Source organism: Shewanella sp. ISS20 (assembly GCF_056522965.1).
The window spans coordinates 2,977,355-2,991,408 of the sequence record NZ_JAWRZK010000001.1 but is presented as its reverse complement, the minus strand read 5'-3'; the positions used below and the strand labels follow the sequence as shown (position 1 = coordinate 2,991,408).

Genomic DNA, 14,054 nt, shown 5'->3' with positions numbered 1-14,054 from the left:
GTTAATATTACCCAAAAAAGTTAATTCTATCTAAGAAACAGAGCTAATCTTAACTATTTTATTTATGAAGTAATTTTATAATGACTATCTTAAACACATACAACTACATTGACTGAGAACGAGAAAATTTGAACCATTGCTTCAATTGCAAAATAATAACTTCTAATCCATTCATATTAGGCTCGATTTTTAATCTTGTTATCAAGGTAACAATGTTTTCCTTGGTCAACAATCGCTCAACATTTAGCTTTAGCATCTCCAATTCAGTTGCTGAACTTACTGCAAGTTGGGCTGCTACACAGGCGGCAATACGCGGCGGCTGATCTTTTGATACCGGGGCGGTAAGAGTAGGTACTCGTAGGGCAATGGCTTGCAATAGAGTATCGCCACCACTTAATACTGCAGCCTTGGCTGCTGACAATATATTAATAAACTCTTTATTATTAAGCTGTTTAATAGCAATAACACCTTCGAGCTGCGGTAAAGCACTAGGGTAATTGGGCCCAAAAACCATCACGCTTACTATACCCGACGTTAGGTAACTGGCGTGTGCAGCTTTAGCAAAAATATCAGCGGCTAACTCACCGCGAACCTTATGCCCACCGGAGCCTGCATTAAACAGCACAAACTCATTACGCATCAATTGATATCGAGATAATAAGGTCACTTGCGAGACTTTATCTGGCTGGGTAAATACCGGACCTATATTGATAGGCTCTGGCCGGTTTATCAATTTAAGTTTTATCCTATCTAAGTGACTGATAGCTCCAATCACAAACTCAGGTTGCACCACCCAATGACAGTCTGTGACTAACGCGCGTCCAATTTTCATTCCGCGCGCACGCTTACGTTTATGCTGGCTTAAAAATATCACTTTAGCACCGAGCTTATATGCGTGGCTGAGTTGCGATTTTCTACCTGAAGCATCAAAGAAAACAACATCCGGTTGATAGCTAGATATGATGTGATTAACACTTGTAACTGCTTTAGTAGGACTATCTTTTAATAAACTATATGGATAAGGGCAAGCTAATGCATAAGGCGCTTGCTCGCTCAGAATGAAATGAATGTCAGCACTTGGAAAGGTTTTATTGATGGCATCAGCCAAGATAACACACCGCATATACTCACCCATACCTTCAGCAGATGACACCGGAATGAATAAGATTTTTGGTGATGAAGACATGCATGATCTCTTTGTAATTGATGTTATGAATCAGGCTAATTACTTATTAAATCTCAATGGCGAACAAAAACAACAACACCTTAACACCAAAACTACAGGCATCACGCGTAATGCACAAAATTCACCAATAACAAGTTACTAGAAATGCCAAAAAAAAGAATAGGAAGAACTAAAAATACATTTCTAAAATAATGCTTTAAAAATTCGATACTCCCAATAGGTAATTTTAAAAGAGAACAATAAAAATTACATCCAATATATGGTCAAATTCGGTTAAAATCCCCTAATCTTAGTTTCCAGAGAAAATACTAGTGACTACTAACCCCAAACGTTACTTAATGTATATTGCCCAAAATTATTCCTATGCTATTTTGCGGCCATTACAACAAGAAATTATCGCGAAAGGTGGTGAAATCCGTTGGTTTCTCGAAGGTAACGAAGTCAACCCCAGTCTACTCAAGCCAAGTGAGACTCGATTACTCACCGTTGATGATGTCATCCAATGGCAGCCTGATGCTGTTTTTGTGCCTGGCAATACTGTACCGAACTTTATCCCAGGGGTTAAAGTGGGAGTCTTTCACGGTTTCAACGCAGGCAAAATTAATCGACGCGGTAGAGAAGATCACTTTGAAATCAGAGGGTGCTTTGATCTTTATTGCACTCAAGGCCATGACACCACATCCGTTTTCAATCGTTTATCTGATGAATATGGTTTTTTTAAAGTAACACAAACTGGCTGGCCAGCACTCGATCCCCTATTTACCCCTGTCACTAAGAATCCATACGTAGACAATGATGACACTCGTAAAACCGTATTAATGTGCTCAACATTCTCACGCAATTTAACTTGTGCACCTCATTTGTATAATGAAATTAAAAGACTATCAGCATCAGGTAAATGGCGCTGGTTAATTCAATTCCATCCGAAAATGCCAATCGATGTGGTCGAGATGTATAAGGAACTGCAGGGGCCAAATCTCACCTTTGTTGAGACAGATAATGTGATCCCGTTACTGCAGGCGGCGGATGTCATGCTGTGCGATACCTCATCGATTTTAATCATGTTTCTATTACAACAGAAACCAGTTGTGACCTTTAAGAACCTCAATCCTCAGCCACACTTAATTAACATAGAAGACAGCCAAGAGATTGAATCCGCATTAACACACGCTCTAGGACAACCCACTGACTTGATGAATGAAATAACAAAATACTCACAGATCATTCATCCCTATAAGGATGGTAAATCTAGCGCCAGAGTATTAGCCGCTGCCAATGAACTAATTTCTAGCGGGCTAGGCTCTTTATCGTCTAAGCCTCTCAATTTAATTCGCGAATTGAAAATGCGCAAAAAGCTGAACTATTGGAAATGGTAAGTGTGCCAAATCAGCTACCCACCTCGAAACCAAACGTAATTAAGGGTTGGCATTCAAACTGGCCATATGCTCACTGTGAATAATCTGGACTAATTTTTATGAAAAAACATTCTTTATCCGTCATTCTGATCACTAAGAATGAAGCCGACCGCGTAGAACCGTGCCTAAAATCAGTAGCTGACATTGCTGATGAAATAATCGTCCTTGATAGTGGTTCAACCGATGCCACAGTTACCATTTGCCAAAAATATACCAGCAACATAGAAATTACTGACTGGCCAGGCTTTGGTAAGCAAAAACAACGCGCGCTCGATAAGGCCAGTTGTGATTGGGTGTTATCCATAGATGCTGATGAAGCCTTAGATGAAACCATGCAGCAGGCACTTAGCAATTTACTTGCGCAAGAGCATATTGATGAAACAGCCTTTACCTTGCCTTGGGGAGTAACCCTTTACGGTAAAACCTTAAAATACGGCCGGAGCGCAAGATCTGTACTGCGTTTATTTAAGCGTGATGGCGCCAAATACACCTTAGATGAAGTGCATGAAACTGTCATACCAAGCGCAGGTAAAACAGGCAAATTAGCTGGCTTGCTATTGCATTACACCCACAGAGATTATGGTCATGGCCTTAATAAAGCTGGCCAATATGCATGGCTAGGTGCGCAAAAATATCATCGTAAAGGTAAAAAATCCCATGGCCTCGCCTTAGCATTACTCAGAGGAATGTGGACTTTTTTCCATATTTATATCCTTCGCCGCGGCTTTATGGACGGCAGTGTCGGCTTTATCGTTGCTATGACTTATGCCCAAGTAAACTTCAACAAGTATGTTGGTTTATGGCTGCTAGAAAAAGAACAAAACAATGGAAATCGCTAAATGAAAAAAATACTCTTGGTCTTTGGCACTCGCCCGGAAGCCATAAAAATGGCTCCTATCTTCAGTGAATTAAAAGCAAATAATGAAGTGATTGTGAAAATATGTGTTACAGGCCAACATAGAGAAATGCTAGATCAGGTCCTTAATTTATTCGATATTACCCCTGAATACGATCTAAATATAATGAAGCCAAATCAGGACCTATCGGATATAACAGCAGCGATTATTTTGGGAATGAAACCTGTAATTAAAGACTTTAATCCTGATATGATTTTAGTTCACGGGGACACCACAACATCTTTTATAACTGCATTGTCAGCATACTATCACCAAATTGATGTCGGCCACGTTGAAGCCGGTTTACGCACTGGCGACCTATTATCTCCTTGGCCCGAAGAAGGAATGAGAAGTCTTACTGCCAGAATAACTAAACAACATTATGCTCCCACTAAAGATGCAGCCGCAAACTTGATAAGTGAAGGTATTGATGAAAAAAAAATATTCATAACAGGAAACTCTGTCATAGATGCATTATTAAGTGTTTCAAATAAAATAGACCAAACTGAAGAACTACAGAAATGTCTTGATAAAAAATTTAATTTCTTATGCGGGAAAAAAAAACTAATTCTTGTCACTGGTCATCGAAGAGAAAACCATGGACTAGGTTTTGATAATATATGCAAAGCAATATCAACTATCGCCAAAAGAGATGATGTACAGTTTGTATATCCTGTACATTTGAATCCCAATGTTTTAACCACAGTAAAACAGCACTTATCAGGAATAGAGAACGTACATCTCATTGAACCGCAGGATTATCTTCCATTTATATACTTAATGAAGAAAAGCTATCTTATATTAACTGATTCAGGTGGCATTCAAGAAGAAGCTCCAACCCTTGGAATTCCGGTACTTTGCATGAGAGATACAACCGAGAGACCTGCTGCAGTTGATGCTGGTACAGTTAAGCTTGTAGGAACACATAGCGAAGAAATCATTAAGCAAACAAATTTACTTCTTGATTCTAAAGAAGTTTATGAAAATATGAGCAAAGCTAACAATCCCTATGGTGATGGTTACGCTGCAAAAAACATTGTTAAAGCGCTTCTTGAAAAGTAGTTATTAGTGTGTGGGTTATTTAATTAATAACCCACACAAAAGTCATTTTCTACCAATTATTGATTTTAAAAAAGTTCTTAATCGTCTTCTTAACTTCTTCCTCTTGGGTATCCAACTAGCATTAAAATAGTGCATTGTGTAAGACTCCGCAGCTTTATTGCAGAAAATACTCGATGGGTAGATATAAATTTCACCATTTTTAACTTGTAGTTCATCGCAACAAGGATCTATACCAAATTCATTAACAAGTACTCGAGTAATTTTATTGGTATTAGTTTCATAGTCAAAAGATCCATCTTTATTAACAAATTTTATTGTTTCATAGTCTTTTAGAAGACGAGCAATAAGTAAATTATTCTTCTTAGCCCCCATAACAGCTGTGATAGGGCTTAATTTATTTTTGTAAAGTTCAAACCCAGAGAAAAATTCATGCTCTAAAAATTTGTCTAGAGATTTAAAGACCTCAACATCTGTATCAAGATAAATACCGCCGTAATTTAAAAGAGCATAGAGTCTTACATAGTCAGAAACAAAAGCCCATTTCCGCTCTTGATAAGCTTGTTCCACATAGGCATTACCTGTAATATCAAATGAATCTTCATTCCATTCAACAATTTTATAATCAGGCAAAATTTTCTTCCAAGATTCAATGCAGTGATTAATCAGGTCTGATTTTTTTCCTCTACCAAACCAGCAATAGTGAATAATTTTTTCATTCATTGTTAACTAACCCTTACTAAAATTAATTTATTACTATTTCCAGAATAAGAGTCGACTCACTGTTTCATAGACCCGATATGATTCAATATATACTTGTGTTAATAGACTAATATTCTCTTTTTTCTTTCGATTACTTCCAATCGTTGAAACAACCTCACCGCGCAGACAAATAGAGGGCTTAAGACTATAAGCTTGAACTTTATGGATCCAAGGCTTTTCCATAAAGTCATCAACCGGCTCAATAAATTTATCACTGCAGGAAATAAATCGAGCGGCAACTTCAGGTGTGATTATATAGCCAGTTGTTCCGCACGTACCCTTTTTGTAGACGCCTATCTGATGAGTTCCATCAACATTAGCTTTGGATTTAAATGCCCTAGGTTTAGTGGCTGCCAGTTTTATATACCCAAATTCAGAGACTCGGCTGAAAGTCTTTTCCAAAACGACTTTAAATTCCTTAACTAGATCAATATTGTCCTCTAGAATCACTAGCGGCTCATTGAGCTCAATACATTGCTGCCATAAACGAAAGTGACTGGCATAACAGGCTATCTCACTAGGCAAAAGCTCATAACCTTTGCGTCGCTTAGTGATGTTAGGCGCAGCACGTTCAGATAATCTGAAATCTGGCACAGCCGCATCGACAGCATCAAAGAATTCAAACTCAACGCCAGCCGCTGCCATTTTTTCAGTCATCAATTGCCGACGCTCGGTTGAGCGCGCAAGATTAATTACAAATACTTTCATATAGTCTCAATTTATTGCAGTGACAAAACTTGCATTTGGGCTAATTTCAACACAACTTGTTCAACACTAATTATTGCCATGAGATCGCTGCCTTTGGCGCGCTTACCCCAAGTAATATCACCTTGTGGATGCTGCTCTAAGATCACTTGGTCATACACGCTCACCACTAAGTCTTGATATAAATATGGGCCAGTGCGGCCAGGATTTGAATGGGCATATAGGCCAATCACTGGGGTGCCTTGGGTTACTGCCATATGGGCAGGGCCAGTATCTGGAGCAATCACTACGGTGGCACGCTTTAATAGTGCGAGCATCTGACACAAAGTAGTTTTGCCTACCAAATTGGTTAGCTTAACGCTGCAATTGGCTTGAATTTGCGCGGCTAATTGCTGCTCACTGGCGCTTGGGCCGCCGCACAGTAATACTCGCAAGCCACGCTCGCTAGCATAGTTAGCGATGGCGCCATAACGCTCAGGTAACCAATTTCGCTCGGCCTTGCTGGCTGAAGGACAAATAATTAACGTTTTATCATCAGCAGGAATATGTTCAGCGGCAAACTCACTGTCAGCGGCAGTTACTGGAATATTCCACTGCGGCGTTAAATCTTTTACGCCTATGGCAGCAGCAAAGCCCATAAAGCCATCAAGTACATGGGGCTGCGTTTGCGGGGCAATCGCTTGATTAGTAACTAACCATTGACCTTCTTTAGCGCGCGCCTTATCAAATCCAATCCGGGTTTTAGCCTTAATACATAAAGAGGCGACCGTGGCACGCAATGCTACTTGCATATGCAGCAGCGCATCAAACTTACGGCCGTTAAGATTAGCTCTTAATTGCTGATAACTGCGCCAGCCCAATGATTTATCGAAGATAACAAATTCAACCCCAGGCAAATGCTTAAGCAGTTGATATTCAACTTTGCCAATCACCCAAGTGATAGTCACCGTCGGATATTGTCTTTGAATCGCTTGCACCATAGCCACCGCATGACACACATCACCAATGGCGGAAAGACGTAAAATACAAAGAGATTGATGAGGTGCAAGTTCCATAGCAGTCGCCAGTTAATTAATGCAAGGCGTGGATCTTAATGTAGAATAGCCTCGTGTTCCATGTTTTGGCCCAACTAAATATGTCATTTAAGCTCAAAATCCAAAAGCTTGATCAAACAAGCTTACTTTCGACTCAATTTGCACCACAGCACTTGAGCCCTAACTGGTTTGAGCCTGATTTCTGGCAGCAGCAAAATGCGGTGTTCGGCACCTCTTGTGGACGCTATACCACTTGGTTTGTGCAGCATGAGTCTGAGCAGTGGGTGTTACGCCATTATTGGCGCGGCGGCGCGATTGCTCGCCTATCCAAAGATAAATATTGTTATCTGGGTTTGCAGCGCACACGCGCGGCGGCGGAACTCACCTTATTAAATACCCTGTGGATTGAAGGCTATCCGGTGCCAAAACCCATAGCCGCGCGGGTTATTCATCACGGGCTGTTTTATCAAGCCGATATTTTGATTGAAAAAATTCCTGAAGCGCGCGATTTGGTGGATATTCTTGAGCGTCAAAGCCTTGATGATACACAGTGGCAAGCGCTTGGGGCATGCATAGCTAAGTTCCATCAGCGCGGTGTCTACCACGCTGATTTAAACGCAAAAAACATTATGCTTAACCCGCAAGGCTTTCATTTAATTGATTTTGATCGCGGCGCAATTAAGCCTGCGAATCATCAATGGCAGCAAGCCAACTTAGCCCGTTTATTGCGCTCTTTCACTAAAGAGAAAGCCAAGCAGCCTAAGCTTAACTTTAGTGATAGTGCGTGGATGCAACTGCTTAAAGGCTATAACCTTACCCGCGCTCAAGGCTAAATAATTAATGCTATTAGCAGCTTAAGCACTAAGCTGCCTTATAAGCGCAAGCTGCTTATCTAAAGCGCCACGATTTTGCGCCAACACACTAAGGCCAGCATCACCTGCTTGTTGTTTTAGGGCTGGATTGGCTATTTTGGCTAATAACTCCTGCCCTAAAGCCTCCCCCGAACTAACTAACGTTAAATTATTGGCATCTTGTAGCAGTTGGCCTATCTCTAAAAAGTCACGATAGTTAGGCCCCATATACACGGCCAGCCCAAGGGCAGCAGGCTCCAGCGGATTATGGCCACCATGGACAATTAAACTGCCACCTACAAAGGCTTGATCGCCGCAGCCATATAAATCGAGTAATTCTCCCATGGTATCGCCCAGCAGCACTTGTGTGTGCGCTGCGATGTCCGTTTGCTGGCTACGCCGTGCTACCTTAAAACCCGCGGCCGCTAAGGTTTGAGCCGCTAGTTCAAATTGCTCAGGATGGCGCGGCACTAAAATCATCAAGGCTGCAGGATACTGAGCTAGCACTAACTGATGCGCTTCAATCATGGCGGAAAATTCACCGGGATGAACACTCCCTGCCACCCATACTGGTGCCTTATCTTTTTGCCAATGGCGACGCAATTCCGCCGAAGCTACTTGACGCTTGGCATCTATGTTCAAATCGAATTTTAAACTGCCACAAACGCTAATGCGCTCGACCTTTACCCCAAGCTCGATAAAACGCTCGGCTTCTGCGGGGGTTTGCACGGCTATGGCAGCTAATTGCTTGAGCATAGGTGCCACTAGCGTTAATTGTTTATGGTATTTTTGCGCTGATTTTTCAGAAAGTCGCCCATTGGCAAGCACCACTTTGGCGCCCGCTTGGTAACTGTAATGAATCAAATTAGGCCACAACTCAGTTTCCATAATAATCACGAGCTTGGGCGCCAACTGTTTTATAAACCTATGAATGGCTAGCGGAATATCAAAAGGCAAATACACATGCTGCACTCGCCCTTGCTGAATTTCCGCCGCGAACGCTTTTAACACTTGCGCGGATCCCGTTGGGCTTGAGGTCGTTAACGTCAGTCGATAGTCGGGATAAGCGCTTAATAATTGCCGAATCAAGGGCACAGCCGCTAAGGTTTCGCCCATAGACACTGAATGAATTAATACTTGAGATGGCAACAGGCGCGTTAAACCAAAACGCTCGCCCCAGCGCAGCCTGTAGCTAGGGTCTTTGCGTGACCGTAGTAATAAATACACGACCAATAATGGCGTCAGCAAGGTGACAAGAATGGAATACAGCGTTCGGTTCATATGAATTTATGCTTAAAATCGATTTTGCTTGGGCCTTAATGCCAATGTTAACATAAAGCTGCGCCGAGCATCTCAAGGTCGCAAAAGGTAATTAGGTTAAGCAGTTAATCCTTAGGGGATCTCATGAAAACGCGCGATAAAATTATTCTAGCCAGTCTTGAGTTGTTCAATGAACACGGCGAGCGCGCCACTAGCACCAATCATATTGCCGCCCACTTAAGCATTAGCCCTGGCAACTTGTATTACCACTTTCGCAACAAGGAAGACATCATTCGCTCTATCTTCAGCTTGTACGAAGATCATTTAGAGCAAGGGTTTCAGCCCTATGTCGATCAGCCCGTCAATATTGAACTATTACTAAAATACTTTGATGCCATGTTTTATACCATGTGGCAATTTCGCTTTATCTACGCCAACTTAGCCGACATTCTGAGTCGCGATGAAGCCCTCAAACGCCGCTATCTTAAAGCGCAGCAATCGGTATTGCAGCGCTCAAGCCAAGTATTAAGCCAATTATGCCAAGATGGTTTTCTTAATATAGAAACTGGCAAAGTGGTTGAATTAGCTGACACAGTAAAAATGATAGTGAGCTCATGGATTGGCTATCAACTCACGCAATCAAGCACCCATCAAATCAGTAAATCGACTTTGTATGAGGGCCTGCTACGGGTATTAATGATTTTTAAAGGCTACGCCATGCCCGCCTCATTAGAAACCTTTGAGCGGATGGAGCGGCATTATCGTGAGTTAACCCTCAAGCCTTAATAGCCCTAGCGACTGATTTGTTGACATGCGTCACACCAGTAAGCCATGAGGACGTGAACTTGCTACCTTAAGTGGCATAAAAATCACTGCAGCGGCGCGGTAATTAAGGTTAAAATGCCAACAACTCCAACTATCAAAATAAGTACCCAAGGAGATTTTCGTGGCAGCACCTTCTTTTTACGAGCAAATTCAACAGCAAATTCAAGATGTAAAGGCTGAAGGCCTCTATAAGAGCGAGCGCATCATTGCCTCACCTCAGCAAACCGCCATTCAAGTGAATAGCAAGCAAGTCATTAATTTCTGTGCCAATAACTACCTTGGTCTTGCCAATCACCCTAAGTTGATTAGCGCTGCCAAACAGGGATTAGATTCCCACGGTTTTGGTATGGCTTCAGTGCGCTTTATCTGTGGTACCCAAGATATTCATAAGCAGTTAGAAACCGAGCTCAGTGAATTTTTAGGCATGGAAGACACCATCCTCTACTCGTCATGCTTTGATGCCAACGCGGGTTTATTTGAAACCTTATTGGGAGCTGAAGATGCGATTATTTCCGACGCTCTAAACCATGCCTCTATTATTGATGGTGTGCGTTTATGTAAAGCTAAACGCTTTCGTTATGCCAATAACGACATGGCAGATTTAGAACAACAATTGCAAGCGGCCCAAGCCGCAGGCACGCGTCACATCTTAATCGCCACCGATGGCGTGTTTTCTATGGATGGCGTTATTGCCAACTTGCAAGGTGTGTGCGATCTGGCCGATAAATATGGCGCCTTGGTCATGGTGGATGATTCCCATGCGGTCGGCTTTATCGGCGCCAATGGCCGCGGCACCCATGAACACTGCCAAGTCATGAGCCGAGTCGACATAATTACCGGGACTTTAGGTAAGGCCATGGGCGGCGCTTCTGGCGGCTTTACTGCAGGCAAGAAAGAAGTCATTGATTGGTTACGCCAGCGCTCGCGTCCGTATTTGTTCTCTAACTCATTAGCGCCGGCCATAGTACATGCCTCGATTCAAGTGCTCGACATGCTGAAATCAGGCCAAGCCTTGCGTCAATCGGTATGGGATAACAGCCGTTATTTCCGCGAGCATATGTCAGCGGCGGGCTTTACCTTAGGCGGCGCCGATCACGCCATTATTCCTGTGATGATAGGCGATGCTAAACTTGCTTCTGAGTTCTCGAATCGATTACTGCAAGAAAATATCTATGTGGTGGGCTTCTCCTATCCGGTAGTGCCTAAAGGCCAAGCACGAATTCGCACCCAAATGTCGGCGGCCCACACCCAAGCACAACTCGATCAAGCGATTGAAGCATTTACTCGTATCGGTAAAGAATTAGGCATCATATAAGGATTATTATGAAAGCTCTCAGCAAGTTACATCCTAAAGAAGGTATTTGGCAGGTTGAAGCTCCCATGCCTGAAGTGGGACACAACGATCTCTTGATCAAAATTCGCAAAACCGCCATTTGCGGTACCGACGTGCACATCTATAAGTGGGATGAATGGTCACAACAAACCATCCCAGTCCCTATGATCGTCGGCCATGAATATGTCGGTGAAGTGGTAGGCATGGGCCAAGAAGTTCGCGGCTTTAACATTGGCGATCGCGTCTCAGGTGAAGGCCATATTACTTGTGGTTACTGCCGCAATTGCCGTGCTGGTCGCACCCACTTATGCCGCAACACCACTGGCGTTGGCGTCAATCGCCAAGGATCTTTTGCCGAATACTTAGTGATCCCTGCCTTTAACGCCTTCAAAATTCCTGATGATATCAGCGATGATATGGCCGCGATTTTCGATCCCCTCGGTAACGCTGTGCATACCGCCTTATCTTTTGATCTGGTTGGCGAAGATGTATTGATCACAGGCGCTGGCCCCATTGGTATTATGGCCGCCGCCGTATGTCGCCACGTTGGCGCCCGTCATGTGGTCATTACCGATGTGAACGAATACCGCCTTGAGTTAGCCCGTAAAATGGGAGCCACTCGCGCAGTCAATGTCGCTAATGAAGACTTAAAAACTGTCATGGCAGAACTTGGCATGACCGAAGGCTTTGATGTCGGCTTAGAGATGTCTGGCGTACCATCAGCCTTCCACGCCATGCTTGATACCATCAATCACGGCGGTAAGATTGCCATGCTAGGTATTCCTAGTGGCAATATGGCCATTGATTGGAGCAAGGTCATCTTTAAAGGCCTAGTGATCAAAGGTATTTATGGCCGTGAGATGTTTGAAACCTGGTACAAGATGGCAAGCTTAATTCAATCAGGTCTCGATATTAGCCCTATTCTCACCCACCATTTTGCCATTGATGATTTCCAACAAGGCTTTGATGCCATGTGTTCTGGCCAATCAGGAAAAGTGATCCTCGACTGGTCATAATTATGATGGCGGGTCTGCCCGCCATTTTTTTTCGGAGTGTATATGTCTTTTACCCATATGGATCTCGGCATGCTGCGCGTTATGCAGCAACAAGATCCACAGTTACAGATTGTTGATATTCGTGACTCTGCAAGCTTTGAGCAAGCGCATATCCCAGCGGCCGTTAACCTTACCAATGACAATCTGGTGGATTATATTCAACAAGCCGATTTGGACGCGCCGCTAGTCGTTGTTTGTTATCACGGCATGAGCAGCCAAAATGCCGCTAACTACCTAAGCGAGCAAGGCTTTGATCAAGTCTATAGTCTCGATGGCGGCTTTAGCGCTTGGCAGGCAGCGAACTTATGATGATTTTTGGTCACTTACCTAACGCCCGGGCTGCCCAAGCGCTGATTGATTACCTTAAAAGCCAAGGTGTAGTTTGCCAGATGCATGATGAAGGCATGCAAGTGCAGTTGTTGGTGGATGCCAGCGATTTTGCCAAGGCGGAAGCTGAGTACCAAAACTTTATTGCTCATCCCAATGATGACAAATACTTGCAAGCCTCCTGGCAGTACGGCAGCACCCATAGCAATTTAAATTATGGTAAGCCCATTAAGCAGTTGCTGGCCGAAGTCATAAGCACCAGCGGACCGCTAACCCTTAGCATTCTCGCTATCTGTATTGTTATTTTTGGCGCTTGGAATCTCGGCTTTGCCGATACCTTATTTATCCACTTAGGCTTTTTTGGCGTCACCCCAAGCGCAGGACTTGATGAGTTCTGGCGAGTATTTACTCCTAGCCTCATTCATTTTTCCGCCATGCACATCATATTCAACTTATTATGGTGGTGGTACTTAGGCGGCAAAATCGAGCAGCAATTAGGTAGTGGCAAACTGCTACTGATTTTACTGGTAGCCGGCACCCTGCCCAATGTGCTGCAATATCTACTACAAGGCCCCAATTTTGGCGGCCTATCAGGTGTGGTCTATGCGTTAGCTGGCTACACCTATGTAATGGGAATTCGTAAACCCGAAGCTGGCATTGCTCTGCAAAATTCGTTTATGGGCTTTATGATGATTTGGCTAGTATTAGGCTTCACCGATGCCTTTGGCTTATCCATTGCTAACGGCGCCCATGTCGGCGGATTGCTGGTTGGTATTGCTCAAGGCTTATTTGATAGCCGCCGCCAGCCTCATTCCCGCTAGCCAATTCGCGTTAGTCGCAACATATAACCATTACCTAGCACACAGCTTGTCGACCTTAGCCCTATTTAGCATAAGGTCGGCATCAATATAACCAAGTATTTTAACAACTCCATCACAAATCGATTGCTCAGTTTAAAAAACATGCTAAGTTATAAATCCTGTTTCTAACTGGCTTAAATTGATGACTTTTAGCGCAGATTTTTTTTCTGTCTAACAAAAAAATCCACAATTCAAGATGTTTTAAATAAATTTGATCTGATCTCACATAATTTTATTTATCAACGCACTTTCAATGACTTACAAAATCACTCTTTTCCGATCCGATCGGTTATTCCCATATAGATCATTTTGATTCACAGAGTTATCCACAGCTAATCACCTTTTTTAGCACTGTCTGAATTTCATACTTAGCTGTTCATTTTTCAAGCCTAAGATTTACCTCAAAATTAACTTATGCACCGCGAAGATTTGCTAACTCGCCTATTGGTTGTCAATGTGGCATGCTTACTTCATTTGCAATGACTC

General features: G+C 43.0%; 14 protein-coding genes. 9 read left to right on the top strand and 5 right to left on the bottom strand.

The window, feature by feature from the left end; translation table 11 throughout:
• Window positions 1-103: 103 nt before the first annotated feature.
• Window positions 104-1,186, bottom strand: coding sequence for a hypothetical protein (locus AC1HDP_RS13630; protein ID WP_479639151.1), 1,083 nt, complete (start codon window positions 1,184-1,186; stop codon window positions 104-106).
• A 338-nt stretch (window positions 1,187-1,524) separates the two neighbouring features.
• Between AC1HDP_RS13630 and AC1HDP_RS13625 the strand changes: the two genes are divergently transcribed.
• The 3 genes from AC1HDP_RS13625 to wecB all read left to right on the top strand — a co-directional run bounded on the left by AC1HDP_RS13625 (window position 1,525) and on the right by wecB (window position 4,559).
• The gene (locus tag AC1HDP_RS13625) at window positions 1,525-2,562 is read left to right on the top strand and encodes a CDP-glycerol--glycerophosphate glycerophosphotransferase (RefSeq protein WP_479639150.1); all 1,038 of its coding nucleotides are present in this window, start codon (window positions 1,525-1,527) and stop codon (window positions 2,560-2,562) included.
• Between the two features lie 98 nt (window positions 2,563-2,660).
• Window positions 2,661-3,440 (top strand): glycosyltransferase family 2 protein, encoded by a 780-nt coding sequence (locus AC1HDP_RS13620; RefSeq protein WP_479639149.1) that lies wholly within the window; start codon window positions 2,661-2,663, stop codon window positions 3,438-3,440.
• Entirely contained in the window at window positions 3,441-4,559 is a 1,119-nt protein-coding gene (gene wecB / locus AC1HDP_RS13615) for a non-hydrolyzing UDP-N-acetylglucosamine 2-epimerase (protein ID WP_479639148.1), read from the top strand. It abuts the gene before it with no gap.
• Window positions 4,560-4,601: 42 nt separating this feature from the next.
• Here wecB and AC1HDP_RS13610 read toward each other — a convergent pair whose 3' ends face one another.
• Genes AC1HDP_RS13610 through AC1HDP_RS13600 form a run of 3 tightly spaced genes read right to left on the bottom strand, consistent with a single transcriptional unit; the run spans window position 4,602 to window position 7,078 of the window.
• Window positions 4,602-5,279: a glycosyltransferase family 32 protein gene (locus tag AC1HDP_RS13610; protein ID WP_479639147.1), complete on the bottom strand. Its 678-nt coding sequence runs from the start codon at window positions 5,277-5,279 to the stop codon at window positions 4,602-4,604.
• Between the two features lie 33 nt (window positions 5,280-5,312).
• The gene (locus AC1HDP_RS13605; RefSeq protein ID WP_479639146.1) at window positions 5,313-6,026 is read right to left on the bottom strand and encodes a glycosyltransferase family 25 protein; all 714 of its coding nucleotides are present in this window, start codon (window positions 6,024-6,026) and stop codon (window positions 5,313-5,315) included.
• An 11-nt stretch (window positions 6,027-6,037) separates the two neighbouring features.
• Window positions 6,038-7,078, bottom strand: coding sequence for a glycosyltransferase family 9 protein (locus AC1HDP_RS13600; protein ID WP_479639145.1), 1,041 nt, complete (start codon window positions 7,076-7,078; stop codon window positions 6,038-6,040).
• An 80-nt stretch (window positions 7,079-7,158) separates the two neighbouring features.
• On the opposite strand from AC1HDP_RS13600, the gene AC1HDP_RS13595 reads away from it, so the two are divergent.
• Window positions 7,159-7,890 carry a 3-deoxy-D-manno-octulosonic acid kinase gene (locus tag AC1HDP_RS13595; protein WP_479639144.1) on the top strand — a complete coding sequence of 244 codons (732 nt, stop codon included), beginning with the start codon at window positions 7,159-7,161 and terminating at the stop codon, window positions 7,888-7,890.
• A gap of 21 nt (window positions 7,891-7,911) precedes the next feature.
• Here AC1HDP_RS13595 and waaA read toward each other — a convergent pair whose 3' ends face one another.
• Window positions 7,912-9,189 carry a lipid IV(A) 3-deoxy-D-manno-octulosonic acid transferase gene (waaA, locus tag AC1HDP_RS13590; RefSeq protein ID WP_479639143.1) on the bottom strand — a complete coding sequence of 426 codons (1,278 nt, stop codon included), beginning with the start codon at window positions 9,187-9,189 and terminating at the stop codon, window positions 7,912-7,914.
• Between the two features lie 123 nt (window positions 9,190-9,312).
• Between waaA and AC1HDP_RS13585 the strand changes: the two genes are divergently transcribed.
• The 5 genes from AC1HDP_RS13585 (at window position 9,313) to glpG (ending at window position 13,529) form a co-directional block, all read left to right on the top strand.
• Window positions 9,313-9,954, top strand: coding sequence for a TetR/AcrR family transcriptional regulator (locus AC1HDP_RS13585; RefSeq protein ID WP_479639142.1), 642 nt, complete (start codon window positions 9,313-9,315; stop codon window positions 9,952-9,954).
• A gap of 160 nt (window positions 9,955-10,114) precedes the next feature.
• The gene (locus tag AC1HDP_RS13580) at window positions 10,115-11,308 is read left to right on the top strand and encodes a glycine C-acetyltransferase (protein ID WP_479639141.1); all 1,194 of its coding nucleotides are present in this window, start codon (window positions 10,115-10,117) and stop codon (window positions 11,306-11,308) included.
• An 8-nt stretch (window positions 11,309-11,316) separates the two neighbouring features.
• Complete coding sequence (gene tdh, locus AC1HDP_RS13575; RefSeq protein WP_479639140.1) at window positions 11,317-12,342, top strand: L-threonine 3-dehydrogenase; 1,026 nt, start codon at window positions 11,317-11,319, stop codon at window positions 12,340-12,342.
• A 42-nt stretch (window positions 12,343-12,384) separates the two neighbouring features.
• Window positions 12,385-12,690, top strand: coding sequence for a thiosulfate sulfurtransferase GlpE (gene glpE, locus AC1HDP_RS13570; RefSeq protein ID WP_479639139.1), 306 nt, complete (start codon window positions 12,385-12,387; stop codon window positions 12,688-12,690).
• Window positions 12,687-13,529: a rhomboid family intramembrane serine protease GlpG gene (gene glpG, locus AC1HDP_RS13565; protein ID WP_479639138.1), complete on the top strand. Its 843-nt coding sequence runs from the start codon at window positions 12,687-12,689 to the stop codon at window positions 13,527-13,529. The genes glpE and glpG overlap by 4 nt, the downstream gene beginning before the upstream one ends.
• The last annotated feature ends 525 nt before the right edge of the window (window positions 13,530-14,054 follow it).